Source organism: Corynebacterium falsenii (assembly GCF_020099275.1).
GTDB lineage: Bacteria > Actinomycetota > Actinomycetes > Mycobacteriales > Mycobacteriaceae > Corynebacterium > Corynebacterium falsenii.
The window spans coordinates 88,458-102,577 of the sequence record NZ_CP083646.1; the positions used below are offsets into that span (position 1 = coordinate 88,458).

The window sequence follows — 14,120 nt, forward strand, 5'->3', positions numbered from 1 at the left end:
AAGCCTCTTGAAGTGTTGCATTGTGATCGGTGTCGCCACCAGCTATAAAGTTGTTGGCAGCCACGGCCACTATCACATCGCTCGCTTGTCACAGTCCTCGTGCACCTTAATCCAGCGCAACGAGCTATCTTATAGCATGTGGCGCGCCTTGTCTACCCCTAACTTGACATTGCGTTTACGCGCGCCCATCGCCCGCGCCACCACGCTCGGAATCGTGCGCGTCCTTTGTGTCCTGCGTCTCGTGCTCTTCGCCGGTGCCGTCAGTGCCACCAATGACGTCTGTGCCATCGGTGCCGTCAGGGTCGTCGGCACCGTTTGCCCGCTTCTTCCGCGGCCACAGGACAACGAACAGCGAGATTGCAGCAATGATAACACCAGCAACCATGAGCACCACGCTCACCTTCGTGGTCTCCCGCTGACCACTCGTATCCATCGCCTGCGTCAGCATCGCCTCCTGGATGCCCTGGCGGGTCTTTCCATGGAAACGCAACAGCGGCTGTAGCTCCTTACCATCCCGGTCGCGGTATACATCGTCGATCTTCTCTTCAACACCCACCATGAGCCCCGTCCTAGGCTCCACAAGGATCTCACGCCATCCGCTGTGGAAGAGGTAACCCTCCACAAGCGTGCCATCCTGATCCACGGCGGTCTTATTGCGGAAACCGTTGTAGAGCTTCGCCACGTTCGTTGGTTCGATCTCCTGCCGGAAGACGTAGAGCTCCACGTCTTGGCCTTGGGAGTTCACACGATTGACAGTCCCTTTAAACTCCGCCGGGACGGTCCGGCGCAGGGTGGCGTCGAAATAGGGATAGGTCTTCTGCTCAGTCCACTGCGGGAACTTGGCCCACAACCCGTCAATGGGAACCTCCGCAGGTGGGGCGGCGGGAGTGTCCTGCACCTTCGCATCGCCCTCTGCATCACCCGTGAGGCGGTCAATCGTGAAGCTCCACACCTCGGCGCTAAGCAACGACTGCAGATCGTCCTTGACGTCCGTGCGAGCGGTGGACACGCCCATCCGTGCCGACGCGGTCTCCTCCGTGGCCGGCTGACCGAGGGAAATGTTGAACTGGCGATTGACCGGGGCCGTGATGGTCTCCTCCTTGCCATTGGGGCGGAAGGCGGGGCCAATCGTGGCGGCCGGATCAGTGAGCGTGAGCGTGGTCGCCGCGAGGTTCAGAGGAATCGGCTTGTCCTTGGAAACGACCTTCGGAAGCAACAGTCCCGTTGTGAACATGGCAACCCCAGCCAACAGGGTGAAGACCGCGATGATGCGGGACTTACTTTTCATGTGTTTCTTCCTCGGAGGTCTCGTGACGACAGGGGCAGCGGGGCCTTGTGGGCAAGACTAACCTACTCCACGGTGATCTGCTGAAAGTTCTTGCTCACCAAAACGCACACCAGCAGTGGCTGGGCCTGGGCCTTACGTAATACTGAGGTTATTCAATGACATTAGTTGGCGATATTCGTGGTTGACGCAGATCAGCGGGGCCTAACTTTCCTAGCAGGCCCTCATCCTCGGGAAGAAGGTGTTGCCGAGACCATAGTTGTCGTCATTTCCTAGTTCGATGACCTTTTCCTCATAGTTGACCACAGCCTGTCGCGGGATCTTTCTTGGAGCGCCGCGAAGGCAACAAAGGCGTCCAAAAAGAACCTCCGACGAGGTGCAACATCACGTTCCACTAAGGAACACAGGAAAACCAAACTTGTCGACAGCAAAGCCTATGAGAGCCTAGTTGAGGATGGACAGCACTACTGACTGCACCCTCCCGATACTCGCCCGCAGACGAGTGTTGATGACTGCCCGAGGCGGCACGATCGACCCCCACGACGATGATGCTATGGGGCAGTACAAGTACTAATACGGAAAGCGATCCCTTTTCTGCGGCGATGTAGCGCGAATGATTCGAAGCAATCACCCACCCGACCATGGAAAAATCCCCCGCCGTGAAGCGGGGGATAAAGCAAATTCGATGAAGAATTTACTTGAGGGAGACCTTGGCGCCAGCCTCTTCCAGCTTGGTCTTGGCAGCCTCGGCGTCGTCCTTGGAAGCGCCCTCGAGCAGAGCCTTAGGAGCGGACTCAACCAGCTCCTTGGCCTCCTTCAGGCCCAGGCCGGAGACGATCTCGCGGACAACCTTGATCACGCCGATCTTCTTAGCGCCGGCATCCTCGAGCACGACGTCGAACTCGTCCTTCTCCTCCTCAGCGGGAGCAGCAGCGCCGGGAGCGCCAGCAGCAACAGCTGCAACCGGAGCGGCAGCGGTCACGTCGAATACCTCCTCGAACTCCTTCACGAACTCGGACAGTTCGATGAGGGTCATTTCCTTGAAAGCCTCGATGAGCTCGTCTTTGCTGAGCTTAGCCATGATGGCATCCTTTCGTTTGTGGTGTTGAAAAGTCTGTAGTTGTGGTAGCTACTGCGGCGCGAACCGCTTCGAGTAACTACACCGGCCGAGACGCGGTGTGCGATCCCGGCCAAGGATCCCGGAGGATCCCGTGGGGCCTTACTGGTCCTTCTTCTCCTGCAGAGCGGCAGCCAGGCGTGCAACCTGGGAAGCCGGTGCGTTGAACAGGCCAGCGGCCTTTGCCAAGGAACCCTGCATGGCGCCAGCCAGCTTGGCCAGCGTGGTTTCGCGGTTATCCAGCTCGGCGATTGCCTCAACCTGAGCTGCATCGAGCGCGGCACCGTCCATGTAGCCACCCTTGATCACGAAGTTCTTGTGATCCTTGCCGAAGTCCTTCATGGCCTTCGCTGCATCCACGGCTTCGCCGGAGATGAAAGCAATAGCGGTAGGACCGACCAGCAGGGATTCATCAAGAGCAACGCCGGCTTCTTGAGCAGCCAGCTTGATCATGGTGTTCTTGGCGACGGAGTAGGTGACATCCGCACCCAGTGCACGACGCAGCTCAGTGGTCTCAGCCACGGACAGGCCACGGTACTCGGTCAGCAGCGTTGCGTCTGCCTTCTCGAAACGCTCCTTGAGCTCTGCCAGTGCAGCGGTGTTCTTCGGGTTAGCCATACTCTCGCCTCCTTCCTGATATTCACGGTGTACGTCTGTACGTGCACCGACGATCATGGTGTGAAGGGCAACACTCTCCAACGACTAAGCGCCCCGTACCCGCAGGGGCACAGGGCGCATCCAGTCGGATTCAACCACTCGGCGGCTCGGTTATCGAACTCAGTGGGAATCGTCGTGAACGTCTCAGTGTTACCTGCGTGGGCCGTCATCGTAAGCGATGAACCTTCAACCATCCCCCAGCGGCCGGGCTCGCGTGAAGAGAGATCTTGTGCGAGACGGTGCCGGAGTATGATGACCGACGGTCTTCGGTGAAAACTTGACGTTGTCAAACTTCCTCGAAGGACTTTACACCCTGGCGGCGTCGAGGCCAAAATCCTTCCGCCATCCTTCCACCGAAAACACCAGTGCAGTGAGTCGCCGTTCACTACGCTGTACCCATGGATGCCTTCATTCCCAAGTTCCTCGGATCGATCTTCACGGACAACCCCCTCCCCGACGGCGTAAACAAGTGGGACGAGCCACTCAACGGGCGCGTTCCAGTGGTACTCATCCACGGCACGTGGCTCAATGCGTACAACACGTGGGATTACCTCGCCCCAGAGCTCATCAAGGCCGGGCACGCGGTATTCGCGTTCAATTACGGCAAGGACCCGAACTGCTTCGTGGGCAAGGCCAGCGGCGTGTATGCCTGCGGTTACCTGCGCCGCTCGCACCGCGAGGTCGCCCAGTTCATCGACGAGGTCATCGAGCGCACCGGCGCCGACCAGGTAGATCTGGTGGGACACTCGCAGGGCGCCGCCCAGGCGCGGTTATTCCTCAGTGACTCTGGCGGGTCGAATGCGGATGATCCGACCAAGAACCGGGTGCGCAAGCTCATTGGCATTGGCCCGGCATCACACGGCACCACGCTGAGCGGCATCTCCACGATCGCGGGCAAGCTCGATCCCTCCAACAAGGTTCATGGTCTGCTAGAGAAAATCCTCGGCGGCGCCGCGATCGACCAGCGCTTGGGCTCTGAATTCGGCGAATACCTGAACCAGAACGGCGATACCGTTCCTGGCGTGGATTACACGCTGATCACCACGGCCTTCGACGGCATCGCAACGCCCTGGCAGGATCAGGTCTTCGAGGCTGGCGAGGGCGCGACCGTGAATAACGTGCACCTGCAAGATGGTGGCAGCCGTCTCGACTTCTCCAGCCACCTATCCATGCTGTACTCCCCGCGCGTGGTGGACATCGTGCTGGAGGCTCTGGATCCGCAGGATCGCACGTTCCGGCGCCCGCGGATTCTGCCGATGCTGGGTGAGTTCAACCTGCCCAAGCTGCCGCTTTCTCGACTTTCTCGTTCTTCTCGTCGACGCCGCTAGACACAAAAACAACCGTGCATCATCCGGCCGACAGTCGGCGGTGATGCACGATTGTTGTGTGCTGAGGAAGCTTAGGCCTCTTCGGTGAAGCCCTTGATCACGGTGTTGTCCACCGGCACACCCGGGCCGTTGGTGGAAGTCAGGGTGATCTTCTTCAGGTAGCGACCCTTGGAGGAAGAAGGCTTGAGGCGCAGCAGCTCCTCGATGAGGGCGCCGTAGTTCTCAGCCAGCTTCTCCTCGGAGAAGGATGCCTTGCCGATGATGGCGTGCAGGTTGGCAGCCTTGTCAACGCGGAAGGAGATCTTGCCGCCCTTGATCTCGGAGACGGCCTTGGCCACGTCGGTGGTCACGGTGCCGGTCTTCGGGTTCGGCATGAGGCCACGGGGGCCCAGCACACGGGCCACGCGGCCGACCTTGGCCATCTGGTCCGGGGTGGCGATGGCGGCGTCGAAGTCGGTCCAGCCGCCCTGGATCTTCTCGATCAGCTCTGCGGTGCCAACGTGGTCAGCGCCAGCTTCCTGGGCCGCGGTGGCGTTCGGGCCCTCGGCGAAGACGATCACGCGGACGTCCTTACCGGTGCCGTTGGGAAGGGAGACGGTGCCGCGGACCAGCTGATCGGCCTTGCGGGGGTCAACGCCCAGGCGGATGGCAACATCCACGGTGGCGTCGAAGTTCTTGGAGGAGGTCTCCTTGACCAGCTTGGCGGCTGCCAGCGGGCTGTAGAGGCGACCAGCGTCGATCTTTTCCGCTGCGGCGCGGTAAGCCTTAGAAGTCTTGCTCATGATCATTCCAATCTTGGGTGTTGGAGTTGTGGTTGCGGGCCAGCAAGCGGCCCTTCCACGGTGTATTTCAGTGGAGTTGCGGGCTTAATTGCCCGGTGTACCCTCGACAACGATGCCCATGGAGCGGGCGGTGCCTGCGATGATGCGTGCGCCGTTCTCGATGTCGTTGGCGTTGAGGTCTTCCTTCTTGGTCTCAGCGATCTCCTTGCACTGATCCCAGGTCACGGAGCCGACCTTGTCGGTGTGCGGCACACCAGAGCCCTTCTGCAGACCAGCGGCCTTCAGCAGCAGCTTGGCTGCCGGCGGGGTCTTCAGCTTGAAATCGAAGGTACGGTCTTCGTAGACGGTGATCTCGACCGGCACGATGTTGCCGCGCTGGGACTCGGTTGCTGCGTTGTATGCCTTGGTGAACTCAACGATGTTCACGCCGTGGGCACCCAGGGCGGGGCCAACCGGCGGTGCCGGGGTGGCCTGGCCGGCCTGGATCTGCAGCTTGATGAGGCCTGTGACCTTCTTCTTTGCCATGTTGGTACCTACCTTTGTGTTATCAACGACTCCGCGTTTGGCTGGCGCGGGTCATCGACCGGATGCCGGAGTCTCACCGGCCACCGGGAAACGTTTATTGTGCTTTTCTTGCGCCCCAGATTCTGGAGATTCTGGGCGCAAGACATTCCAACCCTAGTTGAGCTTCTCCACCTGATCAAATTCCAGCTCAACCGGGGTCTCGCGGCCGAAGATGGACACCATGGCCTTGAGGCGGTTGTTCTCCGCGTCGATTTCGGAGATGGTGGCGGAGACGGAGGCGAAGGGGCCGGAGAGGATGGTGACGGACTCGCCCACTTCGTAGTCCACGACCACGGTCTCGCTGGCGGGCTTCGGCGGGGTTGCCACGCCGGTGGAGGACACGTCCACGGTGGCCTCGCCGCCCTCTGCATCCTCGGAAGCCTGCGCGGTGGCGGTCTCCGGGGGCAGCAGGAACTTGGCGACTTCGCGGATCTTCACCGGGGTCGGCTTGCCCTCGTTGCCCACGAAGCTGGTCACGCCGGGGGTGTCGCGCACGACGGACCAGGAGGCATCCTCCAGGCTCATGCGCACCAGCACGTAGCCGGGCAGGAGCTTGCGCTTGACCTGCTTACGCTTGCCGTCCTTGAGTTCGGTTACTTCCTCGATGGGGACCACGACTTCGTGGATCTGCTCGTCCACGCCGAGGGTCTGGGCGCGCATTTCGAGGTTGGTCTTCACCTTGTTCTCGTAGCCGCTGTAGCACTGGATGATGTACCAGTCGCCGGGCAGCTTCTTCAGCGCACGCATGAACTCGCGCAGACGGGCCTTGTACGCCGCCATGGCTGCATTTTCGGGGCTTTGCTCTTCGCCGTCGACGCCACCAGCTTCCCCAGCCCCGGCGTTCTCGTCGGTGCTGGCGGAGTCAGCTGCGTCAGTGGAGTCAGCTCCGCTGGCTGCTTCATTGTTGGCTTCTGCGACGGCCTGCTGCACGTCTTCCTGTGCCGCGGCGGCCAGGCCTTCGGCGCTGAGTTCGTTGTGCTCGGCGTTTCCAGTGTTGTCTTCGCTCATGTGAAGAATCCTCCGTGGGTGCCCCGGGGCGCGTCCGCCCCGAGGAGTGGGGCGGGCGGCTGGGTGCGGTTGTGTCCATTAAAAATCCGCCTGCGCTTGGAAGCGCTAGGCGGTTGATGTCAGTGATTCTACCACGAGGGGCGGGGCTTAGCCACAATCACTAAGCCAGAATCTCTGGGCCACAATCACTGGGCCTGAGTCTTTAGGCCAGAATCTTCTGCAGCAGGAAGGTAGCGACCCAGTCCACGCCCGCGATGAGGGCGATCATGAAGATGAGGAAGGCCAGAACGATAAGCGTGTAGTTCACCATCTCGCGGCCGGTGGGCCAGATGACCTTGCCGATTTCGGAGAAGACACCGCGGAAAAAGTCGAAGATCGCGGTGAAGGGGTTACGGCGGGTCTTCACGACCTCAGGTGCCTTGGAGCGACTGGTGGCAGCGGCGGTGGTGGCCTGGCCAGCCACCTGGCGCTTTCCGGACGGGCGCAGTGCGCCGCCGTCGCCGGGGGTACCGGCGGCCGGAGACTTGGTGCTCTCGTCGCTCACTATAAGCTCCTCAAGGGTTTCCTGCTTAGGACGATCATTCGTGGTGAAGATCTTTGCAGGGGCGACAGGACTTGAACCTGCAACCTGCGGTTTTGGAGACCGCTGCTCTGCCAATTGAGCCACGCCCCTAATCAACGTGTTGTGCTGGTGCCGGAGAACTCTCGCGGACGTTCACACAACGCATTGCTTCGGTGTTACAAGTCATTGATGATAGCACGCGGCTTCATCCGAGCTGACTAGCAACAGGGGTGAACACTACCAGCGTTTGTTTACGCAACGCAAAAGCCACAGGAAAAGCCACAGCAAGAGCCCGAGCCCAGCTGCAGGAAAACACAAGAAAGCACCAGAAAGCACAGCTACGGCAGCAAAGAACCCCGCCCCAGTGTTCCGTATCGAAACTCCGGGGCGGGGTTGGTGGTAGCGGTGGAGGGACTCGATCCCTCGACCTCACGATTATGAGTCGTGCGCTCTAACCAGCTGAGCTACACCGCCACGTGTCAGCTTCTCACGGACCGACCACGGTCTGTGGAATCACGTCTCGCGACGGCCGTAAAAATTGACAGAGCCCCCTGACGGAATCGAACCGTCGACCTTTTCCTTACCATGGAAACGCTCTGCCGACTGAGCTAAGGGGGCAATCGCTTCTACTGCGCTTCTGGGCGCATGCCCGTTGCTGTTGAAGCCTGATGTAGCTTAACCAGCCCACTGCACATTCCACAAATCAGCAGCGTAATGGCAGTTTCGGCGGGGGTACATGGCACTTGTGAGCGGTCGGTACATTCACCCTGTCCTGCACCCACCCGACTCACCCGCCCGACTCATCCAGTCACTCAACTCCAGTAACCGCCCCATAAGGCCAGTGAGCACCAGCAACGACAAAACCCTGGCCGGCGCGATCCGACGATCACGCCAACCAGGGCTGGAAAGTGTGCCAGATGATGGATTCGAACCAACGAAGGCAGAGCCGGCGGATTTACAGTCCGCTCCCTTTGGCCGCTCGGGCAATCTGGCAGCAGTCCTATCAACAGCCACGATTGTCACAGTGCATGTCACACAGTGTCTCGCGCCCCTTGATGGTGCGCTCGTAACCTTACTATGAACGCCCCACTTTTTCACAAATGCACTGCTCATCGCAGTGAAATGGGTGATCTAGCCCAGGCGCTTCAGCGCGAAGCCCATGAGGTGACGCAGCGCTTCCGTGACCTCGTTAGCGGGGAGTTTGTCGAGCTCCTGCTCGCCCAGCGCACGGTAGTGCTCCACGTCCTTTTCGGCCAGTTCCCTGCCGCGGGACCGTTTAATGAGCTCCAGGGCCTCGTCCACCGTGGCGTCGTCGGTCACCGGCCCCACGAGCAGCTCGCGCAACCGGGCACCGATCTCGTCCTCCTGACGCATCGCGTACAGCACCGGCAGGGTCCACACACCCTCGCGCAGGTCGGTTCCCGGAACCTTGCCGGAGACTTCGGGGTCGGCCCAAATGTCGATGATATCGTCCACAATCTGGAACACCTGACCCATGTGCCGGCCGAACTGGAACAGCGCCTCGCGGTGCTCCGGTGCGGCACCCGCGTGCAGTGACCCCAAGTAGCCGGCAGAAGCGATGAGCACGCCGGTCTTTTCCTGGATGACCTGCATGTAGTGCTCGATGGGATCTTCGCCTGGCTTCGCGCCGACAGTCTCGCGCATCTGGCCGGTCACGAGCTCGCGGAACGTCGCAGCGAAGTGCCGTAGCGTCTCCGTACCCAGCTCGGCCATGATGTCCGAGGCGATGGCGAACAGGTAGTCGCCAGCCAGGATGGCGATGGAGTTTCCCCACCGCTTGTTAGCGCTCTCGGCACCGCGGCGGCGGTCGGATTCGTCCATGACATCGTCGTGGTACAGCGTGGCGAGGTGGGTGAGCTCAACGACCACTGCGGCCCGATCCACATTCGTGTTCGTCGGGGAGTCACCGTACTGAGCCGCGAGCAGGGCGAATGCCACGCGGAATCGCTTACCGCCGGCCAGCGCAAGGTGCCTGATCTTGTCGACCAGGAAGTCTTCACCCTGTGCGAGCTGGTCCAGCAGCATCGTCTCTACGCGCTGCATCCCCGCTTCCAGCGTGGCGTTGAGCTCTGGGTTTCCCAGATCCGGTGCCGCTGGGTTCGGGGCCGCGGAGTGTGGAGTCGCAGCGGCAGGGTCAGTGCTTGCCATGTCCGTGGTCAGCCTCGTCCTTCGTTAACGTCATTCGCGTTTTGAGTATCGCTTTGTATCGCTCTTTCACGATACCTTAGCCCACCACCCGTCTTCGTCCCCATTGCGTGTAAGAATGTCGATGATGGATACAACACAGCCCACCCCCGCCTCGCCGTCCGGCGATCAGCCCCGCCGGGACCGGTCGCACTACTCGGCCGACGTGGTCATTGTGGGCGCCGGTCCCGCCGGTTCGGCCGCTGCGTATCACGCCGCTCGGGCGGGCTACGACACGCTGGTCGTGGACATGGCGGACATGCTCGTCACGCCCCGCGATAAGACGTGTGGCGACGGGCTCACTCCCCGCGCCGTCGGTGCTCTGCAGGCCATGGGGGCCGGTCATATCCTCGACGACGCCCCCACCATCCGCGGCCTCAAACTGCACGGGTTCGGCGGCTCGGCGACCGCCCCGTGGCCCGAGCCCAGCGCGTTTCCGGCGCGCGGCAGCGCCGTTGCTCGCCGGTCGTTGGACACGCAATTGCTGCGCCACGCCGTGGCCGCCGGGGCGCGTTTCGTGGGCGGGGTCAAGATTATCGACGCCACCACGGGCCCCCACCCAGACCACATTTCGGGGCTGCGCGGCCGCGTTGCTTCCGGTGGGGAAGCAACATTCGAGGCGCGATTCGTGCTGCTGGCGGAGGGCGTGCGTAGCGGCGTCGCACGAAAAATGGGTGTGCAGTGGCTGCGGGGCATGGTTCATGGGGTGGCCGCGCGGAGTTACATCACGACCCCGCGGGGTGATGAGCCGTGGATCCACAGTCACCTGGAACTGCGCGACGATGACGGGGTGGCTCAGCCGGGGTACGGGTGGGTGTTCCCGCTCGGCGGCCAGGCGGCGAATCTGGGATGCGGCGCGTTGGCTACCACGTCCCGGCCGGCGCGGGTGAATACGAAGAAGCTGCTGGTCACGTACTCCAACCAGGTGCGCGGCGAGTGGCAGATCAGCGGCGAGCCGCAGAAGGTAGCGAGCGCGCTGCTGCCGATGGGCGGGGCGGTCACGCGCGTGGCAGGGCGCAACTGGGCGGCGATTGGCGATACGGCCGCGCTGGTCAATCCGCTCAACGGCGAGGGGATTGACTATGGGCTGGAGTCGGCGCAGCTCGTGGTGGACCTGTTGGGCGATGCGGGGCGCAACCCCGAGGGGCTCACGCACATGTGGCCGACCGTGCTGCGGGAGCACTACGGCGATGCGTTCAGTCTGGCGCGGAGGTTGGCCATGATCCTCACGGTGCCGGGGCTGCTGGCGGCGATTGGGCCGGTGGGGATGCGCGGGCCGCTGGCGAGCTCGGTGATGGGCACGGCGGCGCGGCTCATGGGCAATTTGGTCACGCCGCAGGATCGCGACGTGGCCGCGCGGCTGTGGCGCGGGGCGGGGCGGTTGTCCCGGGGCGTGGATGCGCTGTGGGCGGCGGATTCGCGGCCGTTGTTCGGGACGGCCGGGTAGGTGGGGCTAGTTCTGGGGCCAGTTCTGGATCTAATCCAGGGGCTTCGTAGCCGCGTGGAGGGCCACGATGCCACCGGTGAGGTTCTGCCAGCCCACATTCTCCCAGCCGTTGTCGGCGATCTCGCGGGCCAATTCTTCCTGGTTAGGCCAGGCGCGGATGGACTCGGCGAGGTACTCGTAGGCATCCGGGTTGGAGCTCACCACGCGGGCGACTCGCGGAAGGGCGCGCATGAGGTATTCCTTGTAGATCGTCGAGAAGATCGGGACGACCGGGGTGGAGAATTCGCCGATGACGAGGGTGCCACCGGGCTTGGTGACGCGGGCCATCTCGCGCAGCCCGGCGCGGAAGTCCACGATGTTGCGCAGGCCGTAGTTGATGGTCACGGCGTCGAAGGTGTTGTCCGCGAAGGGCAGCTGAGTGCCGTCGCCGCAGACCATGGGCACGTCGCGACGCTTGCCCGCAGCAAGCATGCCGAAGGAGAAGTCGCAGGCGATGCAGTAGGCGCCGGTGGTGGCGAACTCCTCGGTGGACACACCGGTGCCAGCGGCGAGGTCGAGCACAAGGTCGCCGGGCTTGAGTCCCAGGCGGCGGCGGGTGCGCTTGCGCCAATAGCGGTCCTGGCCGAAGCTCAGAATGGTGTTGGTGAGGTCGTACTTTTTGCCCACAGCGTCGAACATCGACGCGACCTCGTGCGGCTTCTTATCCAAACTTGCCCTAGACACGCTTTGCATCCTACCTGCCTGCACGCGCGGTTCGGACAGCCAGGCGATCTAGCTGTTGGGCGTGAACGTGAGCAGGCACGGCAGCAACGCCGACGCAGACGTCCGGCACACCTCGAGCTCTATGCTGGTGCTATGCACAGTCGCACCACTCTCCATATCACCGCACATCACCCTGAGCGCAAGGTTCTGGTGACCGGCGCTTCCGGCTACGTTGGCGGACGTGTCATCCCAGAACTCCTCGAAGCAGGATTCGGCGTACGCGCCATGTCCCGGAATGCTTCCAGCCTTGAACGCTTCGACTGGTCGGAGAACGTCGATATCGTGGAAGGAGATCTCGACAACCTCGACTCCCTCCGCATGGCTTTGAAGGACGTAGATGTCGCGTTTTATCTGGTCCATTCAATGGGAGGTAAGGACGAGGACTTCGAGGAAGCAGAGTCCCGAGCCGCTCGAAATTTCGCCCAGGCAGCGGAAGAAGAGCACGTCAGCCAAATCGTCTACCTATCTGGCCTCCACCCGAAAGACAAATCCCTCGAGCAGCTCTCCAAACACATGCGTTCACGGGAACGTGTTGCGCACATACTGCTGGACTCTGAGGTTTCGACGGTGGTGCTTCAAGCCGCCACACTTATCGGATCTGGCTCTGCATCGTTTGAAATTATCCGCCACTTGGCAGAACGCTTGCCAGTGATGGTGGCTCCCCAATGGATCACGAACAAGATCGAGCCCTTGGCCATCCGCGATGCCTTGTACTACTTGGTCAGTGTGGCGGATCTCGACGATCCGAACAATGGCGCTTATGACGTTGGTTGTGGCAAGACGTACGAATTTGCTGACCTCATTCGGTTGTACGCTCGTGCCCGCAACATGCACCGCTTCATCACCTCAGTACCCATCCCGCTACCCATGGACACACTGTCCGGTATGTGGATCGGCCTCGTCACTCCGGTGCCCGCACAACTGGCATTCCCTCTTGCTCAGTCGATGGCCGAGGATGCCGTCACAGATCCCGAATACTCCATCAAGCCCCTCATTCCGGATCCGCCGGAGGGGCTCATCGACTACCCCACTGCCGTTGATCTTGCACTAGAGCGGGAGGAAATCGGAGCCGTCGCAACGTCGTGGGACGACAGTTGGAAGTACTCCCTAGATCCGGCCGATTCACTTCCAACAGACCCAGAATGGGCCGGCTTACAGGTGTACACAGACGTGCGCGAAGGCGAATCGGATCTAGCCCCTGAACAGGTCTGGAAAGTTATTGAAGGCATCGGCGGTTCGCACGGTTGGTATTCCGCACCGGTCCTATGGCAAGTCCGTGGTCTCATGGACAAGATCGTGGGCGGACCGGGTCTCGGTGGGCGCCGTGACCCACAGCACCTCGAGGAGGGAGACCGGGTGGACTGGTGGCGCGTTGAGGACATTAAGCGTGGCGAGCACCTCGTTCTACGCGCCGAAATGAAGCTCAACGGCAAGGCGTGGCTGAAACTAGAGGTTCAACCACGCGATGGAGGTGGTTCGCTTTACAAACAAAGTGCCATCTATTGCCCGCAGGGAACACTTGGTCACATATATTGGTGGGCTGTGTACCCCTTCCACGGCTTCATCTTCCCGTTGATGCGCAAGAATATTCTTCGAGCCGCGGCAGATGGCCGGTAAGTCGGCGGCTAACGCACCGCGAGGCACAACGGCAGCGTGTCAGAGCGCCCGCCGGCCTGTGGCGTGGTGAAGAACGCGCAATCCCAGTAGCCGCGGTCGGTGACGGTCTTCTTCACCAGCTCCCACTGTTCCGAGCTCAGATTGGGCGTGCGGCTGAGTACGAATCCGGAGAGCCGTTGCGGATCCCCCACGATTGCGAGTGAGTAGTCGCTCGCCAGGTAGGTCACCCGGTAGTTCACGGGACCATCGAGGTTCTGCACGGGGACTCCGTCGAAGGCCACGGTGAGCGAGGCGTTGGTTTGCGTGTCCTTGATCCGTGCTTTGCCGTCGATGCTGGAGGTGTTGTTCAGCCACGTGGTGCAGCTGTTTTTCACGGAGATGGTGTTCGCATCGATCACGCCGTAGTCGGCGGTGGTGTTGGAACCGCACTGCAGCGAGAACGGCTGCGGAATCGCGGCCACTTGGTACCACTTCCCCACGTACTTCTCGGGGTCCAGGTGGTCGACTTGGGTCAGCTCGGTGCCGCCGATGGAGCCGATGGCCACGCCCTCCGGCAAGCGTGTTCCGGTTGGGACGGAGCTGCCACGCCCGCCGTTGGTGATGTCTCCTTGGGGTAACGAGGACTGCGCGCTGGCCGCGGGAGCTGCGGAAATGGTGGCGCCGAGGACGGCGGCGAAAAGCGCTCCGGTCACTGTGGACCGAGTGGTGCGTGCAGAACGAGTGGTGCGGTGGTGCATGGTGGTGGTCTCCTGTGTGCGTCGGTTGCGCCGGCGGTGGTGCCCGCCA

Annotated in this window: 13 protein-coding genes and 4 tRNA genes; 3 read left to right on the forward strand and 14 right to left on the reverse strand. The window is 61.8% G+C overall.

Translation table 11 applies throughout. The annotated features are described in order from the left end of the window. Positions 1-175: 175 nt before the first annotated feature. The 3 genes from LA343_RS00465 to rplJ all read right to left on the reverse strand — a co-directional run bounded on the left by LA343_RS00465 (position 176) and on the right by rplJ (position 3,020). A complete protein-coding gene (locus LA343_RS00465) occupies positions 176-1,288 on the reverse strand; it encodes a cell envelope lipid trafficking protein PgfA (RefSeq protein ID WP_025403605.1) in 1,113 nt (370 codons plus the stop codon). A gap of 691 nt (positions 1,289-1,979) precedes the next feature. Next, positions 1,980-2,366 carry a 50S ribosomal protein L7/L12 gene (gene rplL, locus LA343_RS00470; RefSeq protein WP_025403606.1) on the reverse strand — a complete coding sequence of 129 codons (387 nt, stop codon included), beginning with the start codon at positions 2,364-2,366 and terminating at the stop codon, positions 1,980-1,982. Between the two features lie 138 nt (positions 2,367-2,504). Next, complete coding sequence (gene rplJ / locus LA343_RS00475) at positions 2,505-3,020, reverse strand: 50S ribosomal protein L10 (protein WP_025403607.1); 516 nt, start codon at positions 3,018-3,020, stop codon at positions 2,505-2,507. Positions 3,021-3,457: 437 nt separating this feature from the next. On the opposite strand from rplJ, the gene LA343_RS00480 reads away from it, so the two are divergent. Beyond that, positions 3,458-4,387: an esterase/lipase family protein gene (locus LA343_RS00480; protein WP_025403608.1), complete on the forward strand. Its 930-nt coding sequence runs from the start codon at positions 3,458-3,460 to the stop codon at positions 4,385-4,387. A gap of 71 nt (positions 4,388-4,458) precedes the next feature. Here LA343_RS00480 and rplA read toward each other — a convergent pair whose 3' ends face one another. From rplA to LA343_RS00525, 9 genes are all read right to left on the reverse strand, one after another. Continuing rightward, complete coding sequence (rplA, locus tag LA343_RS00485) at positions 4,459-5,169, reverse strand: 50S ribosomal protein L1 (RefSeq protein ID WP_025403609.1); 711 nt, start codon at positions 5,167-5,169, stop codon at positions 4,459-4,461. Positions 5,170-5,253: 84 nt separating this feature from the next. Next, the gene (rplK, locus tag LA343_RS00490) at positions 5,254-5,694 is read right to left on the reverse strand and encodes a 50S ribosomal protein L11 (protein ID WP_025403610.1); all 441 of its coding nucleotides are present in this window, start codon (positions 5,692-5,694) and stop codon (positions 5,254-5,256) included. A 153-nt stretch (positions 5,695-5,847) separates the two neighbouring features. Further along, positions 5,848-6,741, reverse strand: a complete 894-nt coding sequence (nusG, locus tag LA343_RS00495) for a transcription termination/antitermination protein NusG (protein WP_025403611.1) — start codon at positions 6,739-6,741, stop codon at positions 5,848-5,850. A 202-nt stretch (positions 6,742-6,943) separates the two neighbouring features. Beyond that, the gene (gene secE, locus LA343_RS00500) at positions 6,944-7,285 is read right to left on the reverse strand and encodes a preprotein translocase subunit SecE (protein WP_025403612.1); all 342 of its coding nucleotides are present in this window, start codon (positions 7,283-7,285) and stop codon (positions 6,944-6,946) included. A gap of 56 nt (positions 7,286-7,341) precedes the next feature. After that, a tRNA-Trp gene (locus LA343_RS00505) sits at positions 7,342-7,414 on the reverse strand. Between the two features lie 286 nt (positions 7,415-7,700). Further along, positions 7,701-7,777: transfer RNA gene (locus LA343_RS00510), tRNA-Met, on the reverse strand. A gap of 71 nt (positions 7,778-7,848) precedes the next feature. Next, positions 7,849-7,921: transfer RNA gene (locus tag LA343_RS00515), tRNA-Thr, on the reverse strand. A 293-nt stretch (positions 7,922-8,214) separates the two neighbouring features. After that, positions 8,215-8,296 (reverse strand) — tRNA-Tyr (locus tag LA343_RS00520). Between the two features lie 138 nt (positions 8,297-8,434). Continuing rightward, entirely contained in the window at positions 8,435-9,472 is a 1,038-nt protein-coding gene (locus LA343_RS00525; protein WP_025403613.1) for a polyprenyl synthetase family protein, read from the reverse strand. 121 nt (positions 9,473-9,593) lie between these two features. Between LA343_RS00525 and LA343_RS00530 the strand changes: the two genes are divergently transcribed. Continuing rightward, positions 9,594-10,955 (forward strand): geranylgeranyl reductase family protein, encoded by a 1,362-nt coding sequence (locus tag LA343_RS00530; protein ID WP_025403614.1) that lies wholly within the window; start codon positions 9,594-9,596, stop codon positions 10,953-10,955. A gap of 30 nt (positions 10,956-10,985) precedes the next feature. On the opposite strand, the gene LA343_RS00535 is transcribed toward LA343_RS00530, so the two are convergent. Further along, positions 10,986-11,678, reverse strand: a complete 693-nt coding sequence (locus LA343_RS00535; protein WP_025403615.1) for a demethylmenaquinone methyltransferase — start codon at positions 11,676-11,678, stop codon at positions 10,986-10,988. Between the two features lie 132 nt (positions 11,679-11,810). On the opposite strand from LA343_RS00535, the gene LA343_RS00540 reads away from it, so the two are divergent. Continuing rightward, positions 11,811-13,334: an SDR family oxidoreductase gene (locus tag LA343_RS00540; RefSeq protein WP_025403616.1), complete on the forward strand. Its 1,524-nt coding sequence runs from the start codon at positions 11,811-11,813 to the stop codon at positions 13,332-13,334. Positions 13,335-13,342: 8 nt separating this feature from the next. Here the strand turns inward: LA343_RS00540 and LA343_RS00545 are convergent, their stop codons facing one another. Continuing rightward, complete coding sequence (locus tag LA343_RS00545) at positions 13,343-14,071, reverse strand: lipocalin family protein (RefSeq protein WP_025403617.1); 729 nt, start codon at positions 14,069-14,071, stop codon at positions 13,343-13,345. Positions 14,072-14,120: the final 49 nt, after the last annotated feature.

Excerpts from the sequence above, each read along its gene's own strand:
- LA343_RS00540 (WP_025403616.1), top strand. The coding sequence starts at position 11,811 with ATGCACAGTCGCACCACTCTCCATATCACCGCACATCACCCTGAGCGC.
- LA343_RS00525 (WP_025403613.1), bottom strand. The coding sequence starts at position 9,472 with ATGGCAAGCACTGACCCTGCCGCTGCGACTCCACACTCCGCGGCCCCG.
- LA343_RS00465 (WP_025403605.1), bottom strand. The coding sequence starts at position 1,288 with ATGAAAAGTAAGTCCCGCATCATCGCGGTCTTCACCCTGTTGGCTGGG.
- rplJ (WP_025403607.1), bottom strand. The coding sequence starts at position 3,020 with ATGGCTAACCCGAAGAACACCGCTGCACTGGCAGAGCTCAAGGAGCGT.
- rplL (WP_025403606.1), bottom strand. The coding sequence starts at position 2,366 with ATGGCTAAGCTCAGCAAAGACGAGCTCATCGAGGCTTTCAAGGAAATG.
- rplA (WP_025403609.1), bottom strand. The coding sequence starts at position 5,169 with ATGAGCAAGACTTCTAAGGCTTACCGCGCCGCAGCGGAAAAGATCGAC.
- nusG (WP_025403611.1), bottom strand. The coding sequence starts at position 6,741 with ATGAGCGAAGACAACACTGGAAACGCCGAGCACAACGAACTCAGCGCC.
- LA343_RS00480 (WP_025403608.1), top strand. The coding sequence starts at position 3,458 with ATGGATGCCTTCATTCCCAAGTTCCTCGGATCGATCTTCACGGACAAC.
- rplK (WP_025403610.1), bottom strand. The coding sequence starts at position 5,694 with ATGGCAAAGAAGAAGGTCACAGGCCTCATCAAGCTGCAGATCCAGGCC.
- LA343_RS00545 (WP_025403617.1), bottom strand. The coding sequence starts at position 14,071 with ATGCACCACCGCACCACTCGTTCTGCACGCACCACTCGGTCCACAGTG.
- LA343_RS00530 (WP_025403614.1), top strand. The coding sequence starts at position 9,594 with ATGATGGATACAACACAGCCCACCCCCGCCTCGCCGTCCGGCGATCAG.